At 74.0% G+C, this 26895-nt stretch carries 23 protein-coding genes and 1 pseudogene; 9 read left to right on the top strand and 15 right to left on the bottom strand.

Features of this window, described 5'->3' with window-relative positions; all coding sequences use genetic code 11:
* Positions 1-268: 268 nt before the first annotated feature.
* Positions 269-1090 carry a class I SAM-dependent methyltransferase gene (locus tag AQJ64_RS02950; protein WP_055635144.1) on the top strand — a complete coding sequence of 274 codons (822 nt, stop codon included), beginning with the start codon at positions 269-271 and terminating at the stop codon, positions 1088-1090.
* 53 nt (positions 1091-1143) lie between these two features.
* A complete protein-coding gene (locus AQJ64_RS02945; RefSeq protein ID WP_055635143.1) occupies positions 1144-1314 on the top strand; it encodes a hypothetical protein in 171 nt (56 codons plus the stop codon).
* A gap of 65 nt (positions 1315-1379) precedes the next feature.
* On the opposite strand, the gene AQJ64_RS02940 is transcribed toward AQJ64_RS02945, so the two are convergent.
* Together AQJ64_RS02940 and AQJ64_RS02935 are read right to left on the bottom strand one after the other, a co-directional pair.
* Positions 1380-2153 carry a GvpL/GvpF family gas vesicle protein gene (locus AQJ64_RS02940; RefSeq protein ID WP_055635142.1) on the bottom strand — a complete coding sequence of 258 codons (774 nt, stop codon included), beginning with the start codon at positions 2151-2153 and terminating at the stop codon, positions 1380-1382.
* A 318-nt stretch (positions 2154-2471) separates the two neighbouring features.
* Positions 2472-4325 (bottom strand): transketolase, encoded by a 1854-nt coding sequence (locus AQJ64_RS02935; protein ID WP_055635141.1) that lies wholly within the window; start codon positions 4323-4325, stop codon positions 2472-2474.
* 315 nt (positions 4326-4640) lie between these two features.
* Between AQJ64_RS02935 and AQJ64_RS02930 the strand changes: the two genes are divergently transcribed.
* Complete coding sequence (locus tag AQJ64_RS02930; protein ID WP_055635140.1) at positions 4641-4994, top strand: VOC family protein; 354 nt, start codon at positions 4641-4643, stop codon at positions 4992-4994.
* A 22-nt stretch (positions 4995-5016) separates the two neighbouring features.
* On the opposite strand, the pseudogene AQJ64_RS45210 reads toward AQJ64_RS02930, so the two are convergent.
* Positions 5017-5939 (bottom strand): annotated as a pseudogene (locus AQJ64_RS45210) (arginase family protein); the annotation flags it as partial.
* 58 nt (positions 5940-5997) lie between these two features.
* Here AQJ64_RS45210 and AQJ64_RS02920 point away from each other — a divergent pair.
* Complete coding sequence (locus AQJ64_RS02920) at positions 5998-6345, top strand: DUF6204 family protein (protein ID WP_055635138.1); 348 nt, start codon at positions 5998-6000, stop codon at positions 6343-6345.
* On the opposite strand, the gene AQJ64_RS02915 is transcribed toward AQJ64_RS02920, so the two are convergent.
* Genes AQJ64_RS02915 through AQJ64_RS02885 form a run of 7 tightly spaced genes read right to left on the bottom strand, consistent with a single transcriptional unit; the run spans position 6317 to position 13457 of the window.
* Positions 6317-6895 carry a GNAT family N-acetyltransferase gene (locus AQJ64_RS02915; protein ID WP_055635137.1) on the bottom strand — a complete coding sequence of 193 codons (579 nt, stop codon included), beginning with the start codon at positions 6893-6895 and terminating at the stop codon, positions 6317-6319. The genes AQJ64_RS02920 and AQJ64_RS02915 overlap by 29 nt on opposite strands.
* A 19-nt stretch (positions 6896-6914) precedes the next feature.
* A complete protein-coding gene (locus tag AQJ64_RS02910; RefSeq protein ID WP_055635136.1) occupies positions 6915-7190 on the bottom strand; it encodes a LapA family protein in 276 nt (91 codons plus the stop codon).
* A 36-nt stretch (positions 7191-7226) separates the two neighbouring features.
* Positions 7227-8156, bottom strand: coding sequence for a S66 peptidase family protein (locus AQJ64_RS02905; protein WP_055635135.1), 930 nt, complete (start codon positions 8154-8156; stop codon positions 7227-7229).
* Positions 8153-10204, bottom strand: coding sequence for a prolyl oligopeptidase family serine peptidase (locus AQJ64_RS02900; RefSeq protein ID WP_055635134.1), 2052 nt, complete (start codon positions 10202-10204; stop codon positions 8153-8155). Before AQJ64_RS02900 ends, AQJ64_RS02905 begins: the two co-directional genes overlap by 4 nt.
* A gap of 15 nt (positions 10205-10219) precedes the next feature.
* Positions 10220-11536, bottom strand: coding sequence for a M20/M25/M40 family metallo-hydrolase (locus AQJ64_RS02895; protein ID WP_055635133.1), 1317 nt, complete (start codon positions 11534-11536; stop codon positions 10220-10222).
* Between the two features lie 53 nt (positions 11537-11589).
* On the bottom strand, positions 11590-12423 hold the full coding sequence (locus tag AQJ64_RS02890) for a M55 family metallopeptidase (protein ID WP_055635132.1): 834 nt from the start codon (positions 12421-12423) through the stop codon (positions 11590-11592).
* Between the two features lie 32 nt (positions 12424-12455).
* A complete protein-coding gene (locus AQJ64_RS02885; RefSeq protein WP_059202379.1) occupies positions 12456-13457 on the bottom strand; it encodes an Lrp/AsnC family transcriptional regulator in 1002 nt (333 codons plus the stop codon).
* 176 nt (positions 13458-13633) lie between these two features.
* On the opposite strand from AQJ64_RS02885, the gene AQJ64_RS02880 reads away from it, so the two are divergent.
* Entirely contained in the window at positions 13634-15322 is a 1689-nt protein-coding gene (locus AQJ64_RS02880) for an MBL fold metallo-hydrolase (protein ID WP_059202378.1), read from the top strand.
* The gene (locus AQJ64_RS02875) at positions 15319-16062 is read left to right on the top strand and encodes a sulfite exporter TauE/SafE family protein (RefSeq protein WP_055638535.1); all 744 of its coding nucleotides are present in this window, start codon (positions 15319-15321) and stop codon (positions 16060-16062) included. Before AQJ64_RS02880 ends, AQJ64_RS02875 begins: the two co-directional genes overlap by 4 nt.
* 54 nt (positions 16063-16116) lie before the next feature.
* Here the strand turns inward: AQJ64_RS02875 and AQJ64_RS02870 are convergent, their stop codons facing one another.
* On the bottom strand, positions 16117-16395 hold the full coding sequence (locus AQJ64_RS02870) for a metal-sensitive transcriptional regulator (RefSeq protein WP_055638536.1): 279 nt from the start codon (positions 16393-16395) through the stop codon (positions 16117-16119).
* Between the two features lie 157 nt (positions 16396-16552).
* Here AQJ64_RS02870 and AQJ64_RS02865 point away from each other — a divergent pair, with 157 nt between their 5' ends.
* Positions 16553-17107, top strand: coding sequence for a rhodanese-like domain-containing protein (locus AQJ64_RS02865; protein ID WP_055638541.1), 555 nt, complete (start codon positions 16553-16555; stop codon positions 17105-17107).
* Positions 17108-17177: 70 nt separating this feature from the next.
* Here AQJ64_RS02865 and AQJ64_RS02860 read toward each other — a convergent pair whose 3' ends face one another.
* The 4 genes from AQJ64_RS02860 to AQJ64_RS02845 form a co-directional block, all read right to left on the bottom strand.
* Positions 17178-17903 carry a class I SAM-dependent methyltransferase gene (locus AQJ64_RS02860; protein ID WP_055638537.1) on the bottom strand — a complete coding sequence of 242 codons (726 nt, stop codon included), beginning with the start codon at positions 17901-17903 and terminating at the stop codon, positions 17178-17180.
* 137 nt (positions 17904-18040) lie between these two features.
* Positions 18041-20572 carry an ATP-binding SpoIIE family protein phosphatase gene (locus tag AQJ64_RS02855; protein WP_055638538.1) on the bottom strand — a complete coding sequence of 844 codons (2532 nt, stop codon included), beginning with the start codon at positions 20570-20572 and terminating at the stop codon, positions 18041-18043.
* A 142-nt stretch (positions 20573-20714) separates the two neighbouring features.
* The gene (locus tag AQJ64_RS02850; protein WP_059202377.1) at positions 20715-23180 is read right to left on the bottom strand and encodes an MFS transporter; all 2466 of its coding nucleotides are present in this window, start codon (positions 23178-23180) and stop codon (positions 20715-20717) included.
* A gap of 151 nt (positions 23181-23331) precedes the next feature.
* Positions 23332-23775 carry an SRPBCC family protein gene (locus AQJ64_RS02845; RefSeq protein WP_055637311.1) on the bottom strand — a complete coding sequence of 148 codons (444 nt, stop codon included), beginning with the start codon at positions 23773-23775 and terminating at the stop codon, positions 23332-23334.
* Between the two features lie 210 nt (positions 23776-23985).
* Here AQJ64_RS02845 and AQJ64_RS02840 point away from each other — a divergent pair, with 210 nt between their 5' ends.
* Both AQJ64_RS02840 and AQJ64_RS02835 read left to right on the top strand, forming a co-directional pair.
* Entirely contained in the window at positions 23986-25038 is a 1053-nt protein-coding gene (locus tag AQJ64_RS02840) for an Rv2578c family radical SAM protein (RefSeq protein ID WP_055637312.1), read from the top strand.
* A 145-nt stretch (positions 25039-25183) separates the two neighbouring features.
* Positions 25184-26758, top strand: coding sequence for an alpha/beta hydrolase (locus AQJ64_RS02835; RefSeq protein WP_055637313.1), 1575 nt, complete (start codon positions 25184-25186; stop codon positions 26756-26758).
* Positions 26759-26895: the final 137 nt, after the last annotated feature.

The raw sequence follows: 26895 nt of genomic DNA, 5'->3' as shown, positions 1-26895 counted from the left end.
TGTCGAGGAGGTGGTCGACGTTCGTGGGGGTCTGGCCGTGGCGGACGAGCAGCAGGCGCATGCGAGGACCCTCCCGGTCGCGGATGCCGCCCGCACGGGTGACGGCGGCTTCAGGGTACCCGGCGGGGCATCCCAGCTCCCTGACACACCATCAGTCCACATGTCGAAACAGATGGTCTCAAGATGCGGTCGATGCGCGTACGGTGACGAGCATCGCCCCGGACTCCCGGAGCCCGGGGGCCGGTATGTCGAGAAGAGGGGCTGAGCCATGCCGAAGGCACAGGAGACCGCCGTCTACACGCACGGGCACCACGAGTCGGTGCTGCGTTCCCACACCTGGCGCACCGCCGCCAACTCCGCGGCCTACCTGCTCGGTTCATTGAAGCCGCACATGCGGATCCTGGACATCGGCTGCGGGCCGGGCACGATCACCGCCGACCTGGCGGCCCTGGTCCCCGACGGGCACGTCACCGGCGTCGACCGCGCCGAGGACGTCCTGGAGCAGGCGCGGGCCACGGCCGCCGACCGGGGCCTGACCAACGTCGACTTCGCCGTCGCGGACGTCCACGCCCTGGACCACCCGGACGACTCGTTCTGCGTGGTCCACGCCCACCAGGTGCTCCAGCACGTCGGCGATCCGGTGCAGGCGCTGCGCGAGATGCGGCGGGTGACGAAGCCGGGCGGGTACGTCGCGGTGCGCGACTCGGACTACTCGGCGATGATCTGGTACCCCGCCTCGCCCGGCATGGACGACTGGCAGGACCTGTACCGGCGGGTGGCGCGGGCCAACGGGGGTGAGCCGGACGCCGGGCGGCGGCTGAAGTCCTGGGCGCTGGCGGCCGGTTTCACCGACATCACGGCGACCTCCGCCACCTGGACGTTCAGCAGCCCCCAGGAGCGGGCGTGGTGGAGCGGTCTGTGGGCCGACCGCACCCTGGCGTCGGCGTACGCGGAACGCGCCACCGGGGGCGGCCACGCCACGCCGGAGCAGCTGCGGGCCGTGTCGCAGGCCTGGCGGGACTGGGGCAGGCAGGAGGACGGCTGGTTCGCGGTGCTGCACGGAGAGATTCTGTGCCGAAAGGACACCTGAGCCGCGGATGATTCGCGGATTCCGGGAAACCCGCACTGCAGGAGGTTGACACTATGGTTCCCATCCTGCTGGTTCTGTTGTTGGTACTGCTGCTTTTCGGCGCCGGGTTCGCGGTGAAGCTGCTGTGGTGGATCGCACTCGCGGTTCTCGTCGTCTGGCTGCTCGGATTCCTTTTCCGCGGGACTTCCGCGGCGGGGGGCAGGGGCCGTTGGTACAGGTGGTGAGGTAGAAGCCCGTGCGGCCCGAGGACCAGATCCAGGTCCTCGGGCCGCACGGCGCTCCACGACCGTCATGCCTGCTCCCCCGGTCCACCGGATTCCCCTTCGCCTCCGCGCTCGGCGGACGAAGGCTCGGCGGACGAAGGCTCGACGAACGAATAGGCGGCCCACGGTCCGGTGAGTTCCACACGGATTCCGGTTTCCTCGCCCTTCGTACGGTCCACGATCTCCACGAATTCCTCGGATTGGGCACGCGGAACCAGATAGGCGGCATTCAGCACGTTCTGCCCCGCACCGGCCGAGGAAAGGGAGGAGTTCTGCGGCGGGTGGAGCCGGGCGTCCTCGGCGTGCGCGAGGAGAGTGGAGTGCAGCCGGGCCGCGTAGCGTTCGGCGCGCCGCCGGATGTCCTCCTGCGCGGCCGGCGGCGCCGTCGCGAGGGGCTCGGGTTCCGGTTCGACGTACACCTTGACGCCCCACTCCACGCGGCCGGTCAGCCGGTCCAGCGTGCGGCGAAAGTGGTCCTCCTGTTCCTCCATCATCACGCGTACGCCGCTGTCGTCGCGGAAGACGGTGGCGAGCCGCAGCGGCAGCGGGGTGGTGACGGCGGTGAGCGCGTCGACGACCTGCTGGTGGGCGCGGACGGTGGCGGCCAGCCAGTCCAGGTCCTCCCGACGGCGGCGCAGCGCCTCCGCGGAGAAATCCCGTTCCGGTACATGGCTGACGACGGCGATCAGACCGTGGTGGGTGAGCAGCCGGGGCGGATCGCCCGCGACCCCCGTCAGATCGGCCTGCAAGGGTGCGCCGAGCGGCCGGCACACGGCGTAGACGTAACGCAGTCCGGTCATGGAGCTTCTCCTCACGGACGTCCTGCCGGGCGCACCGGGCGCCTGCCCCCGACGGGGCGACCACGAGCCGGAGCCCGACGGCGAGCAGTTCGACGGTGAGCAGCCCGATGTCGAGCAGGTTGATCCGGATGCCGCCGGTGATGGCGATCCCCTGTCCTCGTCCTCGTACCCACCTCCTCCTCGTCCTCCCGGTTCCCCTCATCGTCCTCCCGGCCGTCCGCCCGCGCTACCGCGTCCTCCGTACGCGACGAGGTCCTCCCCTGGTGTACCCGCGTGTACCCGCCCGCAGGGTGGGTACGCCGTCGCCGGCGGCCCGGCTCACGGCACGACCGCCGTCTCCACCAGCAGCCGGACGGACGCGGCGATCGACTCGGCGTCGATGCCCGCGGCGTGCAGCTGCTCGGCCGGGGACGCCGAGCCCGGTGTCGTACGGACCGCGAGCCGCGCCAGACGGGGCACGGGACGGCCGTCGAGGAACGCGTCGAGGACGGCGTCGCCGAGACCGCCCTGCGGATGGTGGTCCTCCACCGTCATCAGGCAGCCGGTCTCCTCGGCCGCGCGGCGCAGGGTGACCCGGTCGACGGGCTTGACCGAGTACAGGTCGACGACCCGTACCGCGATGCCCGCGCCCGCCAGCGCGTCGGCCGCCGAGAGGGCCTCGGGGACGGTGACACCGGCGGCGACGATCGTCAGCCGGTCGCGGTCACCGGAGCGCAGCACCTTGCTGCCGCCGACGGGGAACTCCTCGTCGGGCCCGTACAGCGCCGGGCCGCCGCCGCGCGAGGTGCGCAGATAGCGGATGCCCTCGAGCCCGGCCATGGTGGTGACCAGGTGCGCGGTCTGGTTGGGGTCGCACGGGTAGAGCACGGTCGAGCCCTGCACGGCCCGGAACATCGCGAGGTCCTCCAGCCCCATCTGCGAGGGCCCGTCCTGCCCGATGGCGACGCCCGCGTGCGAGCCCACCAGGTTGATGCCGGCACCGCTGACCGAGGCCATGCGGACGAAGTCGTGGGCGCGGGTCAGGAAGGCGGCGAACGTGGAGGCGTACGGCACCCAGCCGCGCGTCGCGAGGCCGACCGCGGCGGCGACGAGCTGCTGTTCGGCGATGTAGCACTCGAAGAAGCGGTCGGGGTGTTCCTTGGCGAAGTACTCGGCGCGCGTGGAGTCGCTCACCTCACCGTCCAGGGCGACGACGTCGGGGCGGGCGCTGCCGAGGGCGGCGAGGGCCTGCCCGTAGGCGTCCCGGGTGGCGACCTGCTCGCCGGAGTCCTTCTCCCAGCGGGGCAGGTCCGGCTGTCCGGTGGGGACGGAGTGCAGTGCGCGGGCGGCGGGCGGCTCATGGACCTCGACACGCAGGTCGCGCGGGCCGCCCAGTTCCTCGATCGCCTCCTCGGGGTCGGGCAGCGGCTTGCCGTGCAGGCCCTCGCGGTCCTGGACGCCCGCCACGCCCCGGCCCTTGAGGGTGCGGGCGAGGATCACGGTGGGCTGTCCCCGGGTGGAGACCGCCTCGCCGTACGCCCGGTCGATCGCGTCCACGTCATGGCCGTCGATCTCGACGGTGTGCCAGCCGAAGGCCTGGAAGCGGCGGGCGTAGGCGCCGAGGTCGTGGCCGTGCCGGGTCGGGCCGCGCTGGCCGAGCCGGTTGACGTCGACGATCGCGGTGAGATCGTCCAGATGCTCGTACGCCGCGTGCTCGGCGGCCTCCCACACCGAGCCCTCGGCGAGCTCGCTGTCCCCGCACAGCACCCACACCCGGTAGCCGGTGCGGTCCAGTCGCTTGCCGGCGAGGGCGATACCGACGCCGACGGGCAGGCCCTGGCCGAGCGAGCCGGTGGCCGTCTCCACCCAGGGCAGCCGCCTGGGGGTGGGATGCCCTTCGAGACGGCTGCCGAGCGTGCGGAAGGTGAGGAGTTCGTCGTCGCCGATCGCGCCGGCCGCCTTGTAGGCGGCGTAGAGGAGGGGGGAGGCGTGGCCCTTGGAGAGGACGAAGCGGTCGTTGGCCGGGTGGGCGGGCCGGTCGAAGTCGTAGCGCAGGTGGTGCGCGAGCAGCACCGCCATCAGGTCCGCGGCCGACATCGACGACGTCGGATGCCCGGAGCCGGCGGCGGCCGCCGCACGCACACTGTCCACGCGCAACTGCTGTCCGAGTTCGGTGAGTTCAGCGGTGTCCATCGGGCCGGCCTCCTTCGGAAGGGGTGTGGGGGCGGGTCGCACGGGCGTTCACGGTGCGGGGTCGGGCCACGGTTCACCTCCGGGTGCCGATCGGTCGTCCGGGGCTTCCGCGTCCCCCCGGCCTGGGCGGCCAAACATGTGCCTGGACCCGGCTGCCCGACGCGGGCCCCCGCGCGGCGAAGGCCAGGGCCGTGGCCCGGCCGGGGACCGTGTTCCGCGCGCCGGGCGGCGTGGCTCAGCCGGGGCGCCACGGGCCCACGGGCGGGACCGGGTGAAGGAATCCCGGTCGCCGCGCGCCGCGGCCAGGCTCGCCGCATGGACATTCTGGGAGCCACGCTGCGGGTCTGCGTCGACGATCTGGAGGCCTCGGTCTCGTTCTACGAGCGGCTCGCGGGCACCAGAGCGCTCCGCTTCGGGCGCGGGGGTGTGGAGGTGGCCGCGGTGGGCTGCTTCCTGCTGATGAGCGGGCCCGAGGAGGAGCTGGAGGTGCTGCGCAAGGTGGCGGCGACGATCGCCGTCAAGGAGGTCGAGGAGGCCCACCGGACGCTCTGCGAGCTGGGCGCGGACATCATCGCGGGCCCGGTGCCGACCCCGGCGGGCCGCACCCTGGTCGTCCGCCACCCGGACGGCTCGGTGTACGAGTACGTCGACCGGAACGCCGCCGGGTAGGGCCTACTCCCCAAAGGGGGCGAGCGCACACCACGATGTCGGTGAGGAGGGTGCCGGCGGTGCCGTCGGGGTCCAGATCGGGGTCGTAGATGGTGACGTTGAGACCGACGCAGCGCGGGGAGGCGAGCAACGGCCGCAGCAGGGCGAGGAGTTCGCCGGGCAGTAGTCCGTCGGGGTCGGGGCTGTCCACGGCCGGCATGACCGTCGGGTCGAGCACATCGGCGTCCAAGTGGACCCAGAAGCCGTCCAGTTGCGGGATCTCGAAGGCCTGGGCGGTGGCGTCGCCGAGCGCCTCGGGCTCCCAGGTGCGCAGCTCGCCGACGGTGACGACGGGCACCTTCAGGGCGCGGAGTTCGACGACCTCGGGATCCTCCGCGTAGGCGTCGCGGACACCGGAGAAGCGGATGTCCTCGTCGCGGAGGTACGGGCCGAGACCCTCCAGGTGGGTGAGGTCGCGCTGGCCGCGGCCGGTGGCGAGCGCCGCCTCCTCGCCGCCCGCGGCGCCGACGCGGTCGGAGTTGCCGGGGTGCCGGAAGTCGGGCGAGGCTCCCCCACTGCCTTAAGGGCGTGGGAGGTGCCCCCATCGGCCGCCAGCCCGTACCGGCCGAGGCGGCGCAGCGCGAGCGACGCGCCGAGCTGGATCGAGCAGTCCCCGCCGAGGACGACGGGAAAGCCGCCGGCCCGGACGTGCCGTTCGATCCGGTCGGCGAGCCGGCGGGTGTACGCGGCGAGGGCGGCCGCGTTGAAGACGCCGTCGCCCTCCCGCCAGTCGCCCCGGTCGTAGCGCGGCGGGACGACCACCCCGCCCTCGGCCGCGCCCAGCCGCCGCAGGATCCCCTGCTCGCGCAGGGCGCCGGCGAGCTTGTGGCAGCCGGGGACGGTACCGGATGCGGGCGGCCGCAGACCCAGGTTCGAGGGGGCGTCCACCACGACGAAATTCCGCATGCGCCGCATCCTCGCCGACGTACCCTCGGCCGTCCAAGGAGTTGAGCGAGGAGCGAACATGACTGAGCGGCACACCTACCGGGTGATCGTCCGGGGTACGTGGGACGGTCTCACCGAGGAGGCCCGTGCCCGGCTGGTCGCCGAGGCCGCGGGCCACGGCCTGGACAGCATGCGCTTCACCGAGGAGGGCACGCTGTCGTACGAGCCGCGGCCGCTGAAGCACTTCTCGATGCGGTTCGTGGTGGTGTCGGACGCGGCGGACGGCGAGGAGATGGCGGGCGCACTCGCCGAGGACCGGGCGGAGACGGCCCTGCGCGAGCTCGGCTACGGGTTCGCCGGGCTGAGGTCGACGGTGACGGACCTCGACACCATGAAGATCAACCGGAAGTCCGCATCTCGGCGGTGAGCGCCCACCGTTCGTGGTCGCGCCACTCCCCGTCGATGTTGATCATCTTCGGGGAGAATCCCTCCAGCCGGAACCCGCACGAACGGGCGAGGGCGATCGAGGCGGCGTTCCCCGGCTGCACGTTGATCTCCAGCCGGTGCAGCCGCATCGGCCCGAACGCGTACCCGACCACCAGGTCGAGCCCCTCGCGCATCAGCCCCCGGCCGGCCGCGTGCGCGAAGGCCCCGTAGCCGAGCGCACCGCACTGGAAGGCGCCGTGCACGATGTTGTTGATGTTGATGAACCCGGCGACGGCCCCGGCGCCCGCCCCTTCGTGCTCCTTCTCGTGCTCCTTCTCGCAGACGAGGAATCCGGCCTTGGTGGGGTCCTCGATCAGCCGTCCCGCGTAGGCGGCGTACGCCTCGGGGGTGGCCGGCGGGAACAGCCACGGACGGTGCAGGTCCTCGCTCTCCCGGACCCGCGCGGTGAACTCGGCCCCGTCGGCGTAGGTGAAGTGACGTATCCCCACGCGGGGGCCCTCGGCGAGGTGGCGAGAGGCGGTGTGCGGCATCCCGCCAGCCTACGGCCGGTCAGCGGCGACGGCGGCCCATACGGAAGTACGCCCCGCACAGCGCGCCGATCAGCCCGGTGGCGAGCAGCGCCGCCCACAGCGGCATGGTCACCTCGGGGATCAGCAGTCTGATCCTGGTCTCCTGGGTGTTCTCGAAGATGAAGATCAGAGTGAGCGCGGCGAGCACCAGCATGGTGACCCGGCCGGGCGTCAGCGACGCGCGCCAGCCACCGGAGCCGCGGTGCGTCCCGGAGGCCTTCGCGGACTTCGCCGTCTTCGCGGACTTCGCGGTCATACGTCCAGGGTGGGCCGCGAGCGGCCGCCCCGCACGTCAGCGCAGGGCCGGCTCGTCCAGGGTGAGGGTGCCGGCGTCCGCGTCGAGCACGGCGCCCACCCCGAAGGGCACGGTCAGCGCGCCCTCGCAGTGCCCGAAACCGAGTTCCTCGACGACCGGCACCCCGAGCCCGCCGAGCCGGTCGGCGAACACCGGCCGCAGCTCCTCGTACGGCCCGCAGCGGTCCCAGGAACCGAGCGCGACGCCGGCCACGCCGTCCAGCCACCCGGTGCGCAGCAGCTGGGTGAGGGCACGGTCCACGGCGTACGGCGGCTCGGCCACGTCCTCGATCAGCAGCAGCCCGCCGCGTGCGCCGGTCCGGGTGTGCGGGGTGCCGTGTCCGGTGGCGAGGAGGGTGAGGCAGCCGCCGAGGGTGACGCCCCGGGCACGGCCGGGGGCGAGGGTGCGGCCAGGGGTGGCGGAGGTGAGGGTGCGGACGGTCTCGGGGGCGAAGAGGGTGGCCCTGAGATGGTCCTGGGCGCGGGCGTTCTTGACGAAGTCGACGCCGGCGGCGACCGGGCCGTAGAGCGTGACCAGGCCGAGGCGCACCGCGAACGCCTCATGGAGCGTGGTGCTGTCGCTGAACCCGACGAACACCTTCGGCCCGGCCGCCCGCATCGCCGCCCAGTCCAGCAGGTCGACGACGCGCTGGGCGCCGTAGCCGCCCCGGGCGCACAGCACGGCGTCCACGGACGGGTCGCACCAGGCCCGCTGGAGGTCGGCGGCCCGGTCGGCGTCGGTGCCGGCGAGATGCCCGAGGTCCGGGTGGCGGTCCAGGACGTGGGGCGCGGCCACCGGGTCGAGGTCCCAGCCGCGCAGCAGATCGAGCCCGGCCTGGAGCCGCTCCTCCGCCACGGGTCCGCTGGGGGCGACGACGGCCACCCGGGCGCCGGGGGCCAGCCGGGACGGCCGCACGAGGTCCTTCACTGCGTGAACTCCAGGGTGGGGATGCCGGGCGGGCGCAGCCCGAACACCTGAGCGTACAGGGACAGCTCGGCCTCAAGCGCCCGCACGGTGGTCTGCGCCCGCCGGAACCCGTGCCCCTCGCCCTCGAACGCGAGATAGGCGTACGGCACCCGCCGCCCCGCCAGCCGGGCCAGGAACCGTTGGCACTGCACCGGCGGGCAGATCACGTCGTCCAGGCCCTGCAACAGCAGAAACGGTACGGTGATCCGCTCGGCGTGCTCGACGGGCGAGCGCTCCGCGTACCGGGCGGGCACCTCGGCGAGCGGCCCGACCAGGGTGTCCGGGTAACGGGACTCCAGGTCGTGGGTCTCGCCGGTCGCCCAGCCCACCAGGTCCAGTACGGGATACCGGATGGTGGCGCACGCATACACCTCGGTGCCGGTCAGCGAGGCGGCGGCGGTCCAGCCGCCGGCGCTGCCGCCGCGGATCGCCAGCCGGTCCCGGTCGGCGGTGCCCTCGTCGGCGAGTGCCCGGGCGACGGCGGCGCAGTCCTCGACGTCCACCACTCCCCACTGCTCCCGCAGCCGCTCCCGGTACTCCCGCCCGTATCCGGTCGACCCGCCGTAGTCGACCTCGGCGACCCCGATGCCCCGGGAGGTGAAGTAGGCGATCTCCAGATCCAGCACCAGCGGCGCCCGGTCGGTGGGCCCGCCGTGCGCCCACACCACGTAGGGCGGCAGCTCGTGTCCGGGCGCCGCGCAGGCCGGGTGGTGCGGTGGGTAGACATGGGCGTGCACCTCCCGCCCGTCGGGGCCGGCGAAGGTGCGGATCTGCGGCTCGGGGTAGTACACCGGATCCACCGCGTCCTCGTGCGCACCCCCGATCACCCGGGCGCGCCCGGTCCGGGCGTCCAGCTCCACCACCTCGTAGCCGGTCCGCGGACTGGCCGCCACCGCGACCACCCGGTCCCCGCGCACGGCCAGCGTGGACGCGAACTCCGTCCACGGCCCCGCCGCGTCGACCAGCTCCCCGGTCTCCGGGTCGAGGATGCCGAGGGCGGTGGCGCCCCGGCCGTGCACGACGGCGACGAGCCCGTTGTCGAGGGGGGCGAACCAGCGCAGGCCGAGCTTCCAGAGGGCGCCGCCGAACTCCTCCTCGCGGGGGCAGAGGGGTTCGTGGTCCCGGTAGAGGTTCCACCAGCCGGTGCGGTCGCTTGCATACAGGAGGCGGTCGCCCGTGGGCTGGATACGATCGCCGGTGGATTGCATACGGTCGCCCGCGGACCGCACGCCGTCGACCGCGGACTGCATACCGCCGCCCGTCGACCGCTGCCAGTCCACCTGGGCGATCGACTCCGCCGGGCCGCCCGCCACCACCCGGGCCCCGCTCAGGGGTCCGTCCGGTCCGTCCGGGGTGACCTCGGCGACGATCACCTCGGTGCCGTCCCAGGGCATCCGGGGATGGTCCCAGGCCAGCCAGGCGGCGTGCCGGCCGTCGGGTGAGAGGCGGGGGCCGGTGAGGAAGCGGTGGTGGTCGTCGGTGAGTTCACGGACGGCGGTGCGGTCGCGGGCGGCCGAGCCGTCGAGGGGGACGGCGGCCAGGAGACGGCGGACGTCGGTGGGGGCGGGTCCGGTGAACTCCTCCAGGACGCACCAGACTTCGCCCCGATCGATGATCAACTGGGGTTCCGCCCAGCGCAGTCCCCCGCCGAGGGCGGAGAGGGGGGTCAACGGGCGCGGCTCGTGGCCGGGTTCGCGGACGTACAGACGCTGGTCGGCGTGGTGGACGAACACCAGCAGCGGGCCGTCGGGGAGTCGGGCGGCCGCCCAGGGGTGGCCGCCGTATTCGTGGACGCGGCTGCGGACGTTCCAGGGCGGGGGCAGGAGGGATTCCTCGGTGCCGTCGGTGCGGCGGCGGACGAGGGTGCGGCGGCCGTCCTCGGTGGGCCGGGGCGCGGTCCACCACACCTCGTCGCCGACGAAGCCGACGTACTCGGGCCGGCCGTCGTGGGCCGCGGCGAGGCGGGCGTCGAGGGGTGAGGGCCAGGAACCGTACGGCAGGATCTGCACGTTCTCCCCGCTCGTCTAGGCCGTGCGCAGGAACCGGTCGAGGACGCGGACGCCGAAGTGCAGGGCCTCGACGGGGACGCGTTCGTCGACGCCGTGGAAGAGGGCCTGGTAGTCGAAGCCCTCGGGCAGCTTCAGCGGTGCGAAGCCGTAGGCGGCGTCGATGCCGAGCCGGGAGAACTGCTTGGCGTCGGTGCCGCCGGACATGCAGTACGGCACCACATGCCCCTCGGGGGCGAACTCCTCGACGGCGGCCCGCATCTTGGCGTAGAGGGGGGCGTCGACGGGTGCCTGGAGGGCGACGGAGCGGTGGCGGAACTCCCAGTCGACGTCGGGGCCGGTGAGTTCGTCGAGGGTGGTGGCGAACTCGTCCTCGGTGCCCGGGAGATAGCGTCCGTCGACATGGGCGACGGCCTCGCCGGGGATCACGTTGAGCTTGTAACCGGCTTCCAGCATGGTCGGGTTGGCGCTGTTGCGGACCGTCGCCTCGACGAGGGAGGCGGCCGGGCCGAGCTTCTTCAGCAGGATGTCCACGGCGTCGGGGTCGTCGAGGGCGCTCTCCAGGCCGTAGAGGGCGGCGAGTTCGGTGAGTGCGGCGCGGACGGTGGGGGTGAGGCGCAGGGGCCATGTGTGCTCGCCGATCCGGGTGACGGCGGCGGCGAGCCGGGTGACGGCGTTCTCCCGGTTGACCTTGGAGCCGTGACCGGCGCGGCCGCGGGCGGTGAGGCGGAGCCAGCCGGTGCCGCGTTCGCCCGCCGCGATGGGGTAGATCTCGCGGCCGGCGCCGTCGTGGAAGGTGAACGCGCCGGACTCGCCGACGGCTTCGGTGCAGCCCTCGAAGAGGGCGGCGTGACGGTCGGCGAGGAATCCGGCTCCGTCCTCGGCGCTGGCCTCCTCGTCGGCGGTGAAGGCGAGGACGATGTCGCGGCGGGGGCGTACGCCCTGCCGGGCCCAGGCGCGCACCACGGCGAGGATCATCGCGTCCATGTTCTTCATGTCGACGGCGCCACGGCCCCACACCACCCCGTCGCGGACCTCGCCGGAGAAGGGGTGCACGGTCCAGTCGGCGGGCTCGGCGGGGACGACGTCGAGGTGGCCGTGGAGCAGCAGGGCGTCGGCGCGGGGGTCGGTGCCCTCGACGCGGGCGACGACGTTGGTGCGTCCGGGGGTGCGTTCGAGGAGGGCGGGTTCGAGGCCGGCGTCGGCCAGCCGTGCGGCCGCGTACTCGGCGGCGGGCCGTTCCCGGCAGTCGCCGCCGCCCCGGTTGGTGGTGTCGATGCGGATGAGGTCGGAGGTGAACCGGACGACCTCGTCCCGTGCCTGCGCGTCAGCCATCCCGCTCCTGTTCCCGCCGTGCGGCCCTGCTGCTCGGCCGCTGCTGTGCCGCTTCAGCCGTACTGCTCCTCGATCGCGGCCGAGACGACGGTGGTGACCGCCTTGAAGGTGCGAATGCACTCGTACATCGTGCCGCTGGTGTACGCGATCCTACGTTCGCCGGTGCGGATCACGCCGGGTACGACGGTGGCGGCGAGGGCGAGGTGTTCGGCGTCGACCTCGACGGCGACCGTGTACGGTCCGCCGTCGACCGGATCCCGTCGCACGGCGAGGGCCGCCGCCTCCTTGGCGGCGGCGCGGATGTCGGCGGCGGTGCGGGCCGGTGTCCGGCACACGGCGGCGTAGCGGGAGACGTGGTCCTTGACGGCCACCTTCAGGGCCTCGGGGGCGTAGCCGAGGGCGTCCTCGCAGGCGACGTCGTCGCCGGTGACCAGGACGACGGGGACGCCGTACTCGGCGACGACGTGGGCGTTGAGGAGGCCCTCGCTGGCGCGTACGTCGTTCAGCCAGACGCCGGTGAGGGAGTTGGCGAGGTAGGTGTGGGCGAGGACGCCCTCCATGCCGGCGCCGGCGTGGTAGCCGACGAAGGCGATGCCGTCGATGTCCGCGTGCTGGACGCCTTCCACCATGGAGAGGGACTTGTGCCGTCCGGTGAGCATCTCGACGCGGTCGTCGAGGCGTTCGAGGAGGAGGTTGCGCATGGTCCAGTGGGCCTCGTTGACGACGACCTCGTCGGCGCCGCCGTCGAAGAAGCCGAGGGCGGCCGCGTTGACGTCGGAGGTGAACATCGACCGGCACCGTTCCCACTGCGGGGTCCCCGGCAGCACGTCGGCCGGCCAGGTGACGCCGGTGGCGCCCTCCATGTCGGCGCTGATCAGGATCTTCACGTCCGGGCCCCTTCCGCTGGAGGCTGCCGAGCCTAGTGCGGGGCACCCCGGTCGCCCGGGGAGCGACTCCGGTCGTAGGCGAGTTGTTTCACCTGACGGAGTGCCAGGAGGGTTTCGACGGACCGTACGCCCTCCAGGGCGCCGATGCGCTCGCTGAGGTAGGCGTAGAGGGCGCCGGGGCCGGTGTGCAGGGTGGCGGCGAAGAGGTTGGCCCGACCGGTGGTCGCGGCGGCGAAGCGGACCTCGGGGTGGGCGGCCAGGGCGTGGCCGGCGCCCGCCAGGGAGGCCGGTTCCACGGTGAGCCAGAGCATCGCCTCGATCTCCTGGCCGAGGGGTTCCACGTCGTGCTGGACGTCGAAGTAGAGCACGCCGGTCGCGAGCAGCCGCTCCAGGCGGCGGCCGACCACGGACTCGGTGAGGCCGGTGGCGGTCTGGAGTTCGGTGAGGGGGGCGCGGCCGTCCTCGCGGAGCAGGGCGAGCAGGCGTTCGTCGTCCGGGTCGACGTCCACCGGTGCGGCGGGTGTGCCGGGGTGGGCCCGGCGCAGGGCGGCGGCCTCGTCGGGGGTGAGGGCGTCGGTCTTGGTGAGCCAGCCGAGGGGGCCGCCGTAGAAGGAGTGCAGGAGGCAGTGGGCGCTGATCGAGGTGACGCGCGGGGTGCGGCGGAGGTGGCCGAGGAGGAGTTCGTCGCGTTCACGGCGGCTGCGGGGCCGCATCGCGCACATCACCTCGGTGCCGCCGGAGATCAGGGCGACGTACATGGTGTCGGGGCGGCGGGCGAGGGCGGCGGCGAGCGGGTCGGCGACGTCGGGGGTGCAGGACAGCCGGACGATCCAGTTGCTGCGGCCGAGCCGGACCTCGTCGGTCATGCCGAGGACGCGCAGCCCGGCGGTGGTGCGCAGTCGGCGGAAGCGGCGGGCGACGGTCTGGTCGGAGACCCCCAGGACCTGGGCGATACGGCTGAACGGCGCCCGTCCGTCGAGTTGCAGTGCCTGGAGCAGCTTCAGGTCGAGGGCGTCGAGCGTGGGTGGGTTCACCGGGTGGTTCTCCTGGGCCGGGGGCGGGGGTGTCCGGGGACACGGTGCCATCCGGGGCGGGCGAAGTCGCGCGGGACCGGGGCCGGGAAACACCCGCCGGAATACCCCGGGGGGTATCTCTGTTACGGTGAGGAACAGATACCCCCGGGGGTAATTTTCCAGCAAGGGAGAGTGCCGTGTTCTTTGCCGACGTCCTGAAGACCGAGGGGCTGGGAAACCGCAGCTATCTGGCGGGCGGCGCCCGGGCCGCGGTGGTCGTGGATCCGCCGCGGGACATCGACCGGGTGATCGCCGCGGCGGCCCGGCGCGGGGTGCGGATCGTGGCCGTCGCCGAGACCCACGTCCACAACGACTACGTGACCGGCGGCCTGGAGCTGGCCCGGCTGACCGGGGCCCGCTACCTGGTGCCGGCCGGGGCGGAGGTGGCGTACCCGCGCGTGCCGGTCGCCGACGGGGACCTGGAGCCGGTCGACGAGGACCTGGTGCTGCGCGCGGTGGCCACGCCCGGGCACACCCCGCACCACACGGCGTACGTCCTTCAGGAGTCCGGGCGGCCGGTGGCGGCGTTCACCGGCGGGTCGCTGCTGATCGGCAGCGTGGGCCGCCCGGACCTGGTCGAGCCCCGGCTGACCGAGCGGCTGGCCCGGGCGCAGCACGCCTCCGCGCACCGGCTCGCGGCCGAGCTGGGCGACGAGGTGTCCGTGCTGCCGACGCACGGTTTCGGAAGTTTCTGTTCCGCCGGGCAGGCGGGCGGCGAGAGCAGCACGATCGGCGCGGAGAAGGCGTCCAATCCGGCGCTGGCGCAGGACGTGGACACGTTCGTGAAGGAGCTGCTGGCCGGTCTGGACGACGTGCCCGCGTACTACGCGCACATGGGCCCGGCCAACGCGGGCGGGCCGGCGCCGGTGGATCTGACGCCGCCCCGGCGGGCCGACGCGGCCGAGCTCGCCCGGCGGCTCGCGGCCGGTGAGTGGGTGGTGGACCTGCGCGGCCGGGTGGCGTTCGCCGAGGGGCATGTGGCGGGCGCGTTCAACTTCGAGGTCGACGGGCAGCTGGCGACCTATCTCGCCTGGATGGTTCCGTGGGGCAAGCCGGTGACGCTGCTCGCGGCGAGCGCCGAGGACGTCTCCCGGGCGCAGCGGGAGCTGATCCGGGTCGGCATCGACCGGCCGGCCGCGGCGGCCGTCGGTTCCCCGGCCGACTGGCTGCCCGAGGGGACGGCGCCCGCCTCCTTCCCCCGGTCGACCTTCGCCGGGCTCGCCGCGGCCCGGGCGCGCCGCGACGACGTCGTCGTGCTGGACGTGCGCCGCGAGGGCGAGCGGGCCGCCGGCTGGATCGAGGGCAGCGTCCACATCCCGGTGCACCAGCTGCACCGGCGGCTGGACGAGGTGCCGGCCGGCACGGTGTGGGTGCACTGCGCGGGCGGGATGCGGGCGGCGATCGCCGCGTCCCTGCTCGACGCGGCGGGCCGGGCGGTGGTGGCCGTCGACGACGGCTTCGCCGCGGCGGCCGGAGCCGGTCTGCGTCTCGGCACGAGCCGTGTCACCCCTGCCCAGGCGCACCGGCTGCTCCAGGCGGGGTCGGCCGTGCTGGTCGACGTCCGTGAGGAGGACGAGTTCGCCGCCGGTCACGCGCCGGGCGCCGTCCACCTGCCGCTGTCCGTGCTGGCGGACGCGCCGGCGGGGCTGCCCGACGGCCGGGACCCGGTGCTGATCTGCCGGTCCGGCAACCGTTCCCGGCAGGCGGCCGAGCTGCTCGCCGCGCGGGGTGTGTCCGCGCCCGACGTGGTCGGCGGGATGCGGGAGTGGGCCGCCCTGGGGCTGCCCGTCGAGAGCGCGCGCGGGGCCGCCGGGACCGTGCGGTGAGCGCGTTCGCGCTGGCGCTGCTCGCCGGGGCCCTGGTCGGTGTCGCCCTGGGCGCGCTGGGGGCGGGCGGCAGCATCCTGACCGTACCGGCGCTGATCTATCTGCTGGGTTTCGACCCGGCCTCGGCGACCACGGCGAGCCTGGTCATCGTGATCGTCACCTCGGTCACCGCGCTCGTGGCCCACGCGCGCGCGGGGGCGGTGCGCTGGCGGGCGGGGCTGCTGTTCGCGGCGGCGGGTGTACTGCCCGCCGCGACGGCCGGCGCCCTCTCCGCGCGGATCCCGCAGTCCGTGCTGACCTCGATGTTCGCGGTGCTCGCCGCCGTGGCGGCCGTGCGGATGCTGCGCCGCCGTGCCCCACGCGGGCGTGCGTCGGTCTCGGCGGCCCGGGCGGCCGGGGCGGGGGCGGGTCTCGGCGCGGTGACCGGGTTCCTCGGGGTCGGCGGCGGCTTTCTCGCCGTACCGGCGCTGGTGGGTGTCCTGGCCGTGCCCATGGGGGCCGCCGTGGGCACGAGTCTGCTGGTGATCGTCGCCAACGCGCTGGTGGCCCTCGGGGCGCGCGCCTGGACGGCGAGCGGCCTGGACTGGGCGCTGATCATGCCGTTCCTGGCGACGGCCGTGCTGGGGGCGTGGGACGGGCGGCGGCTCGCCGCGCGGGTCTCCCCCGCCACCCTCCAGCGGATCTTCGGCGCGGTGCTGCTCACCGTCGCGGCGGGGATGGGCCTGACGGCCGTGCTGTGACCGCCGGGCCGCTCCCGTCGGCCCCTCCCCCGGCTCACGCCGGCTCACCCCGGCTCAGGCCAGCGAGAGGAACAGCTTCTCCAGGCGGGCGCGCATCTGTGCGGAGTCCCGGACCTCCGGGTCCTCGCTGGTCATGCACTGCTCCAGGCCCGTAGCGATGATCGCGAAGCCGGCCCGGTCCAGGGCCCGGGAGACCGCGGCGAGCTGGGTGACCACGTCCTCGCAGTCCCGGCCCTCCTCGATCATCCGGATCACGCCCGCGAGCTGTCCCTGGGCGCGTCGCAGCCGGTTGAGCGCGGACTTCAGCTCCTCGGCCGACATGTCGAGTTGCACCTTTTCTCCTCCTCTATACCCCCGCGGGTATCCTACCCGTGCGGGACAACACCCCACAGAAAGGTTCTGTTCCGTGAACGGACCGCAGACCACCCCGACCGCCCCGACCGCCCCGACCGCCCCGACCGGCTCCACCACGTCCACCACCCCCACCGCGCTGACCACCGCCGAGGCGGCCGCCCGGCTCGGCACGTTCACGGTCGTGGACGTACGCACTCCGGGCGAGTACGCCTCGGGTCATCTGCCCGGCGCGCACAACGTGCCGCTGGACCGGCTCGACGAGGCCTCGACCGCGCTGACGGAGGCCGCACTCCGGCGCCCCCTGCTGATCGTGTGCGCCTCCGGGGCCCGGTCCGCGCGGGGCTGTGCCCGGCTCGCGGACCTCGAGGTCCCGGCGGCCACGCTGGAGGGCGGCACCGGGGCGTGGGCCGCGGCCGGTCACCCGCTGGAGCGGCAGGCCGGTGCCCGCACCCCGTGGCCGATGGAGCGCCAGGTGCGGCTGGCCGCCGGCTCCCTGGTCGTCGCCGGGTTCCTGGCGGGCCTCGCCCAGCCGTCGGCGCACTGGCTGTCGGGACTGATCGGCGCCGGACTGGTGTTCTCCGGCGCGACCAACACCTGCGGCATGGCCGCCCTCCTCGCCCGCCTGCCCCACAACCGCCCGGGCCGGGACGCGGCCCCCTTCGAGGAAACACTGACCCGGCTCACCGCCTGACCCGGTTCGCCCGTCGGGCGGACACAGCGCCGGGTCCTGCGCGGGCGCGCCCGCCGGCCCCGCTCGGTGGTCAGTCCGTTCGGCCTGCCACCAGCCAGTTCGACGGCAGTTCGAGCACGGTGCCGTTCGGGGTGGACTCGGTGGTGATGAGCGGGAGTCCGCCGCTCGCGAGGACGGTGAGACCGGCCGCCTCGAGGAGGGCGGGCACGGCGGCGTCGGAGACCTCGCCGGGCGCTATGCCGTGACGGAAGATCGGTGCGAGCTTCGGGGGCGGGCCGGCCGGGCCGTGGGCGAGGCCGCCGAGGACGGCACCGGCGGCCTCGGACGGTTCGACGAGGAAGACCCGGCCCCGCTCGCCGAGCAGCGCGGCGATCCCGTCGGCGAGGGGCTGCCGGTCGGCGGGCTCGCACTGGTGCAGGACGCCCCTCATATAGACGTGGGTGTCGCCGAGTTCGGCGTGCAGGGCCTCGGCGGCACCCCGTTCGACGGCGTCCAGCAGCCGGTACCGCGCACGGCCCTCGGGGTCGGCGTGCCGGGCGTGGTCGAGGGCGGCGGCGGCCAGGTCGACGCCGAGGACCTGCGGGAAGCGGTCGGCGAGGAAGCGGGTCTGGGTGCCGTTGCCGCAGCCGAGATCCACCAACGGCAGTACGGCGTCGGCGACATACGGCTCGAACAGGGCGAGATGGAGCGCCGCGGTCACCTTCGGGTCCGCGTCCCAGAACACCGCACCGGTGTCGTGCGGGGCCTCGCGCCAGAAGCCCTCCCAGGCCTCCCGGTATCGCATCGTCACACTCATCCCAACTCCCCAGGGTGCGGCGCCGATCCGTCATGAGTGACGGGCGAGTACGGTCTACCGCTCCGGGGTTGCCGCGACAAGCGGGGCGCGCGGATCCTCCGGCGAGAGCCGACGGGCCGAGGGGGACGGTGGGTTGTTCAGCGTCTCGGCAGAGTCAGTTCGAACCACACCGACTTGCCGGCGCCCGTACGACTGGTTCCCCACTCACGGGCCAGGGTGCTCACCACGCGCAGTCCCCGTCCCGCCTCGTCCTCGGGCCCGGCGCTCAGCAGGGTCGGCAGGTCGTGGTTGTCGTCGTCCACCTCGCACAGCAGCGTCTCGCCGCGCACCAGCCGGAGGGTGACGGGCAGCCGGTGGGAGTGCCGTACGGCATTGGTGACCAGCTCGCCGACCATCAGTTCCGCGTGGTACGCCAGTTTCGCGAGCCCCCAGTCGTGGAGCTGCTCGCGGACGGCCGCGCGGGCCCGGGGGACCTCGGCCGCGTCGAGCGGGAAGCGCCATTCGGCGACGTCGTCGGGTTCGACGCCGTTGAGGCGGGCCATCAGCAGGGCGACGTCGTCCTTGCGGTCGCCGTGGCCCGCTTCGGTGAAGGTCGCGGCGAGGGCGCGGATGATGGTGTCGCAGGCGTCGTCCATGGAGGCGGCCGGGTGGGCGGCGGACTCGCACAGGGCCGCCAGGCCCACGCCGATGTCCTCGCCGCGCACCTCCACCAGACCGTCGGTGCACATCACGAGCCGGTCGCCGGGGTCCACGCGGACGGTGACCGATTCGAAGGGCACTCCGCCGACGCCGATGGGTGCGCCGGTGGGCAGGTCGAGCAGCTCGGTGCGGCCGTCCGCCGCGCGGACCAGCACCGGCGGGATGTGGCCGGCGTTGGCCAGGTGGAGCTCGCCCGCGATCGGGTCGTAGACGGCGTACAGGCAGGTCGCGAGGTAGGTGTCGCCCAGGCGCTGGGCGAGGTCGTCGAGGTTGCGCAGGAGTCTGGCGGGCGGCAGGTCGAGGGCCGCCATGGTCTGTACGGCGGTGCGCAACTGGCCCATCATGGCGGCCGAGTTGAGGCCGTGACCCATGACGTCGCCGACGACGAGGGCGGTGCGGGCGCCGGGGAGTTTCACGGAGTCGAACCAGTCGCCGCCGACCCTTCCGAGGAGGGTGCCGGGCAGATAGCGGGTGGCGATGTCGCAGCCCGCCATGCGCGGCGGGATGTGCGGCAGCATGCTGTCCTGGAGGGTCTCGGCGACGGACTCCTGGTAGGTGTACATACGGGCGTTGTCGAGGACGAGGCCCGCGCGGGCGGCGAGTTCGGCGCCGGTGACCCGGTCCATGTCGTTGAACTCGGTGCGCTCGGGGTGGCGCAGCAGGACCATGAAGCCGAGGACGACGTTGCGGGCCTTGAGCGGGACGACGAGCATGGAGCGGCCGGTGATGAGGGGCCGGATGTCGCGTTTCTCGAACTGCGCGGCGATGGCGTGGCCCATCTGCTCGCTGATGCGCGGCACGAGGACGGGCTGGCCGGTGGTCATGCACTGGAAGAACGGGGTGTGGGCGGGGAAGGGCATGGCTTCGCCGACGGGGACGACGTCGTCCCAGCGGCCGGGTTCGTCGGTGTGTTCGACGGCCACCCGGTGCCACAGGGTGCGGGTGTCGGGCACGCCGTCGGGGAAGCCCTCGCCGGCCACGACCTGTTCGCGCAGATAGGTGCCGGCGACGTCGGTGAAGCGGGGGACGACGGCCTTGCTGACCTCGATGATGGTGCGGGAGAGGTCCAGGGAGGTGCCGATCCGCCCGCTGACCTCGTTGAGGAACTCCAGGCGCTCGCGGACCGCGGCGTGTTCGAGGTCCTCGCCCTCGTCGGCGAGGTCGTCCGGCAGGGGCAGCCCCTCGGCGGCGGCGCGGGCCGCCCGCTCCCGGCGGGCCCTGCGCTCGACGCGGCGGGCGACGCCCCAGTCGGGGGTGACCGGGACCCGGTCGTTCTGGCTGAACTCCAGGACGGGGTAGCCGAGTTCGAGAACCTGGGCGACGATGCGGGCGCTCTCGCCGACGCTCATGCTGGGCAGGATGTCGGGGAGCCGGCGGGCGAGTTCGTCGGCGCCGGGGAAGTCGGTGTGCAGGGCGAAGCCGGGCGCGATGCGTTCGACGGCGACGGCGGCGGCCGAGGAGGAATCCGGGGCCTGCTGCTCCGGGGCCTGCTGCTCCGGCGTCCGCGGCTCCGGGCGCAGCACGGCGGTCGCGTCGGCGGCGAGCACGAGGAGCCGTTCGCGGCCGGGGCCGACCAGCGGGTAGGCCCACCACAGGACATCGGCGCGCTCGCGGTCCAGTCCGGGGACGGTGAGGCGGGCGCGTCCGGCGGCGGGGTAGCTCAGGCCCCGGTCGAGGGAGGACTCCAGGCCCGGTCCCAGGCCGTCGTAGGCGCCGTAGTCGCCGTAGGTGTCCTCGGGTTCGGGGAGGGCGCCGGAGACGGGGAGCAGATCGATGGCGGGCTCGCCGATCGCCTCCTCCTTGGCGACGCCGAAGAGCCGGCGTGCGCCGGTGCTCCAGTGGGAGACGAGGCCGTCGCGGTCGACGACGACCACGGCCAGGGGGACGCGACCGGGATCGGCGGTGTCGTCCGCCGCCGCGCTGTTCGCTCCGCGGCTGGGAGGTGCGTCCCTCTCGGTGCCACGGTCCATGGCCCAGGCCCTCTCTCCCCAGAGCTGTGCAAGATCTGTCCGCAGCAACAACCGTACGGCGCGCGCAGGTCGGGATGTGCGGCAATTCTGTAATTGGTTTCACCGGAGCGCGCCGGGGTACGCCGCCGGGCCTGCGGACCGTTCAGTGCTCGTGGCCGAGCCGCACGTCGTGTTCGGTGCGGCCGCCGCCGGCGACCTTCAGGACGGTGGCGACGGGCGGGTATCCGGTGGCGATGACGGTGTACTGGCCCGAGGCCAGGTCGACGAAGCGGAACGTCCCGTCGGGGCCGGTGGTGAGGGTGTCGAGAACGGTGCCCGCCGCGTCGAGGAGGGTCACGCGCGCGTCCTCGACGGGGCGGCCACAGCCGTCGCGGACGGTGCCCCGGACCACGGAGCCGCCCGCGAGTTCGACGTCCTGGCGGGTCTCCAGGGAGGCGGCGACGGTGACCGGGAGGGCGGACGGCCGGAAGGCGGGGGCGCTCGCGGCGAGGGTGTACGCGCCGGCGATCAGCCCGGTGACGGCGTAGTCGCCGGCTCCGTCGCTGCGGGTGCTCGCGACGACCTCGCCGTGGGCGTTGGCGAGGGTGACGACGGCGTCGGGGACCGGGGTGCCGTCGGCGGTGACGACGGTCCCGGTGAGGCGTCCGGCGCCGCCGAGGACGAGGTCGAGCTCGACGGGCCGCTCCGCGACCGTGACGGTGACGGCCCGGGGGCGGTGGCCGCCGGCTGCGGCGATCAGGACGTAGGCGCCGGTGCCGGGCGTGGACAGGGCGTAGCGGCCGTCCTCGCCGCTGGCACCGCGGCCGACCTGTGCGCCGGTGGCGTCGATGAGGGTGAGGGCGGCGTGGGGTACGGCGCTGCCGTCGTGGTGGCGGACGGTGCCGGAGACGGGGACGCCGGCGGTGTACGGCGTGCGGGCCTGCGGGATGCGGGCGGTCACGGTCACGGGCTCCGTTTCGGCGGCGGGGCGGGCGGGCGCCCCGGTCGGCAGGGGGGTCTCCTTGCGGAACGGTGAGGTCTCCCTGAGGAAGCAGGCGGTGAGCAGGCCGAGCAGCAGGGCCGGGACGAGGAGGGGGAAGATCCCGGGCAGCGCGTCGGCGTAGGCGCCGGTCCAGGCGTCGCGCAGGGCCGGGGGCAGGGTGTGCACGAGGTCCGGGGTGAGGGAGCGCGGGTCGGGCAGGCCGGCCGCCGCGGGCGCGGGCAGGCGGTCGGCGAGGGCGTCGGTGAGCCGGCCGGCGAGGAGGGCGCCGAACACGGCGGCGCCCAGGGCGCCGCCGAGCCGGCGGAGGCCGGTGTGGGCGCCGGTGGCGGCGGTGAGGTCGGCGGGGCGGGCGGAGTTCCGCACGGCGAGCAGGAGGACGGGCGTCACAAGGCCGATGCCGGCGCCGAGGACGGCGGTCCACAGGCAGGAGGTCGGCCGGGGCGTGCCGGTGCCGAGGCGGGACAGCAGCCAGGTGGCGAGGACGGTGAGGGCGCAGCCGAGGACCGAGGGGGTCCGGTGCCGGCCGGTGCGGCGGACGAGCCGTCCGCACAGCACGGAGGCGCCGACGACGGAGCCGGTGAGCGGGAGCATGAGGAGTCCGGCCTCGGTGGCGGAGGTGCCGTCGGCCAGTTGCAGATAGGCCGGCAGACAGCTCGCCGCGCCGGCCAGGGCGGCGCCGGTGATCAGGCCGACCAGGCCGGTGACGGTGAAGACGGGGTCGCGGAACAGGCGCAGCGGGATCAGGGGGTCGGTGGCGACGCCCTCGGCGAGGAGGAAGAGGAGGACGGCGGCGAGCGCTCCCGCGCCGAGGCCGACGACGACGGAGTCCCCGGCGTGGCGGGTGCCGGCCAGGCCGGCCAGCAGTACCAGACAGGTGGCGGCCGCGGTGAGCAGCAGGGCGCCGAGCACATCGAGGCGGGGCCCGGTCCGCGGTCCGGGGAGTTTCGGGGCGAGGGTGACGAGGGCCAGGGCGAGCAGGCCGACGGGGATCCCGGCGTAGAAGCACCAGCGCCAGGAGAGCCGGTCGGTGAGGTAGCCGCCGAGGGGCGGTCCGGCGACGCAGGCAAGTCCGGACGCGGCCCCGATGAGCCCGCTCCACCGGCCGCGCCGCCGGGGCGGGACGAGGTCGGCGACCATCGTCCGGACACCGCCGAGGAGTCCGCCGGCGCCGAGGCCCTGGAGGGCGCTGAAGGCGACCAGCTGATCCATGGTCCGGGCGCGTCCGGCGAGCGCGGCGCCCGCGACGCACATCAGGAGCGCGCACTGGAGGACGCCCTTGCGGCCGAAGCGGCCGCCGAGCATGCCGTGCACGGGCAGCCCGACGGCGGTGGCGAGGAGGGAGGCGGTGACCGGCCAGGTCATCCGGTCCAGGGCGTGCAGGTCGCCGGCGATCGTCGGCAGGGCGGTGGCGACGGTCGGCTGCTCCACGGCGGCGAGGAACAGGGCGAGCAGCAGTCCGAGCAGGGCCGGGCGGGCCCGGCGGGGGCTCGGGGCCGTACCGGTGGCGGGTGGCGGGGGCGGCGGGGGCGGGTGGTCCCCCTCGGCCCCCTCGGCCCCCTCGGCCCCCTCGGCCCGGGGGTGGGGTGCCGTGACCGGCTCGTCCCGCGCCGGTGTGGTCCCGCCCATGGGCCGCTCCCCTCGTCGCACCTGCCGCACGGTTCCCGCGTGAAGCGGCAACTCGGGGCAGGTGCGAGGGGTTACGGCGCCGTCCCGGTCGCGGGCGGAATCCACCCGAACCGGTGAGAGGGGTCAACGGGCTTCCGGCGCCCGGGGGTTGCTACTTCTCGACCTCGGTGGCGAGCTTGCCGAGGATCTCGTCGTAGATGCGGGCGAGGCCCTTGGGCGCGAACGTCCGCTCGAAGAAGCCGCCGATGCCGCCGGCGCCCTTCCAGGTGCTGGTGACGACCACACGGGCCTTGCCCTCGCCGGCCGGGGTGACACGCCAGACGGTGACCATGGAGGAGTTGCGGTCCTTCTCCACCAGTTCGCCGTCGGTGGGCTCGGTGACCTCCAGGAGGCAGTCGCGGACCCGCTTGCTGGTGGCCTGGAGCTTCCAGTGGACGAGGGTGCCCTCGCCGTCGCCGCCCTCGCGCACCTCGTACTCGCTGAAGTGGGCGGGCAGCAGGTTCGCGCGCGTGCCGCTGTAGTCGGCCAGCGTGTCGAACACCTTGTCGGGGTCCGCGGCGACGACGCGCTCGGTGGTGGCCTCGACCTGCGCCATGAAGTTCCTCCAGGTCCGTGTTGCTCAGGGTTGCTCGGAGTTCTCGGGAAGGGCAAGCCAACCACCCCGCTCCACGGCCGCCCAAATCGGGGTGGGGAAAACGATCACGGGGTGCGCGAAACGCCGAGGCAGACGCCCGTTCGCACGATCATGGGAACAGATGTTCTATTGTGGGTCCAGGTGCATGGGCAGTGCTACGGAGGAGGCGTCATGCGCTGGGAGAATCTCGCCCTGGAATCCCGCCACGACCGTCCGGCGGACCCCGCGCTGTTCGGCGCGGACGCGGTCACGACCCGTACGTTCGACACGCCCGAGTTCGCCGGCATCACGTTCCACGAGGTGCGGGCCCGCACGGTCCTCAACCGGGTGCCGGGCGCCTCCCGGATGCCGTTCGAGTGGACGGTGAACCCCTATCGCGGCTGCACGCACGCGTGCGTCTACTGTTTCGCCCGCAAGACGCACAGCTATCTGGACCTCGACACCGGCATCGGCTTCGACACCCAGATAGTCGTCAAGGTGAACGCGCCCGAGGTGCTGCGCCGCCAGCTGGCCTCGCCGCGCTGGCACGGGGACCACGTGGCGATGGGCACCAACGTCGACTGCTACCAGCGCGCGGAGGGCCGCTACCGGCTGATGCCGGGCATCCTGGCCGCCCTGCGCGACCGTGCGAACCCCTACTCGATCCTGACCAAGGGCACGCTGATCCTGCGCGACCTGGAGCTGCTGAAGCAGTCCGCCGCGGTGACCGACGTCGGCCTCTCCGTCTCGGTCGGCTTCACCGACACCGAGCTGTGGCGGACCGTGGAGCCGGGCACCCCGGCCCCCGAGCGGCGGCTGGACGTCGTACGGACCTTCACCGAGCACGGTCTGGGCGTCGGGGTGCTGATGGCGCCGGTGATCCCGTTCCTGTCCGACGAACCGGCGCAGCTACGGGCCACCGTGCGGGCGATCGCGGCGGCGGGGGCCACCTCCGTCACCCCGCTCGTGCTGCATCTGCGGCCCGGGGCGCGCGAGTGGTTCATGGCCTGGCTCGGGCAGCACCATCCGCATCTGGTGCGCCGCTACGAGCGCTTGTACGCCGACGGCGCCTACGCCCCCAGGTGGTACCAGCGCCGGATCACCCGTCAGGTGCACGAACTGGCCCAGGAGTACGGCATCGGGCCCGCGCCCGCGGGGATGCCGCGCCGGATCCGGCCACCGGAGCAGGAGGAGCACGCGCCGGCCGCGGAGGAGCCCACGCCGACCCAGCTCACCCTGATCTGACCGCGTCCGAGCGCATCGCGCGCCCGAACGGGTCGACTCGCCCCGCAATACCTCTCTCCGGACGATCTTTCCGGGACGATGCCGCGAGGGCCGTGAGCCACGCGGCCCGGCCGCCTTAAGGCCCCCTCCGTCCTGGGAGGACTCCTTGAACACTCGCGCAGCCGTGCTGTGCGCCACCGCCGTCGTCCTGGCCGGGACCGTCACGGCCGTACCGGCCGGAGCGACCCCGGCGCCCGCAGCCGCCGCCCGGGCGACACAGCTCACCTGGAAGAAGTGCGCCACCACCGACCAGCCGACGCTCCAGTGCGCGTCCCTGAAGGTGCCGCTCGACCACGACGACCCGGGCGGGGAGCAGATCACCCTGGCGCTCTCCCGTGTCCCGCACACCGCGCCGACGTACCAGGGTCCGCTGCTGGTCAACCCCGGCGGGCCCGGTGGACGCGGTCTGTCCCTCGCCGGTTTCGTCGCCTCCGCGCTGCCGAAGGCGGTCGCGGCCCAGTACGACGTCATCGGCTTCGACCCGCGCGGGGTGGGCAAGAGCACGCCCGCGCTCGACTGCGCCCCCGGCCACTTCGCCCCCGTGCGCCCGGACTCCGTGCCGGAGGGCGAGGCGGTCGAGCAGGCCAACCTGGAGCGGGCGCGGTCCTTCGCCGAGGCGTGCGGCAGGAAGTACGCGCGCGTACTGCCGTACATCGACACGGCCGGCACCGTGCGCGACATGGACGCGATCCGGGCCGCCACCGGCGCGCCGAAGCTGAACTACTTCGGCTACTCGTACGGCACCTACCTCGGCGCGGTCTACGCCAAGCTGTACCCGCAGCGGGTAAGGCGCCTGGTCCTCGACTCGGTCGTCGACCCCACGGGCGTCTGGTACGACGACAACCTCACCCAGGACCTCGCGTTCAACGACCGGCACCGCGCGCTGATGGCGTGGATCGCCACGTACGACGACACCTACCGGCTGGGCCGCGACCCGGACGAGGTCGAGGCGAAGTGGTACGCGATGCGGGCGGCGCTCGCCCGCAGGCCCGCCGGCGGCAAGGTGGGCGCCGCGGAACTGGAGGACACCTTCCTGCCGGGCGGCTACTACAACGGCTACTGGCCGCACCTCGCCACGGCGTTCGCGGCGTACGTCAACGACAGGAAGACCGGTCCGCTGGTGCAGGCGTACGAGAACTTCGCCGCCGTGGACGCCTCCGGGGACAACGGGTACAGCGTCTACGCCTCGGTGCAGTGCCGGGACGCCTTCTGGCCGCACGACTGGGAGGAGTGGCGATCGGACAACTGGGAGACGTACCGCAAGGCGCCGTTCATGGCCTGGAACAACGCCTGGTACAACGCGCCGTGCGCGTTCTGGCCGACCCGGTCGCGGGGCCCGGTGAACATCGCCAACGGCGCCCTGCCGCCGGTCCTGCTGTTCCAGGCGACGAACGACGCGGCCACCCCGTACGAGGGCGGTGCCATCGTCCACGCCCTGCTGCGCGGCTCCAGCCTCGTGGTCGAGCAGGGCGGCGGGAACCACGGCATCACGCTGAGCGGGAACGGCTGCCTCGACAAGCACCTGGCGGCGTATCTGACCGATGGCACGGTCCCGCGCGGCATCGGCCCGGTCGACGCGACCTGCCGGGCCCAGCCCGACCCCAAGCCGCTGACCGGCAAGGTCGCCTCACGGGCGGCGCACGGCTCGGTCCTGCACGGGCTGCTGGGCTTCCGCGGCTGAACAGGGCCGAACGGGGCTGAACAGGCAGCCCTGCGAAAGGGGTGCCGCGAGGGCTCCGCGAGGTCGCCGTTGACCGCACGGAGCCGTTGCGCCGGTCCTGGAGGGGCCCCTGAAGGGCCGTCGCCTCACTGGGACGG

The sequence above is a fragment of the Streptomyces griseoruber genome, assembly GCF_001514205.1.
GTDB classification, from domain to species: Bacteria; Actinomycetota; Actinomycetes; order Streptomycetales; family Streptomycetaceae; genus Streptomyces; species Streptomyces griseoruber.
Note: the sequence above shows the minus strand (reverse complement) of the source record. Positions and strands in the feature narration are given on the sequence as shown.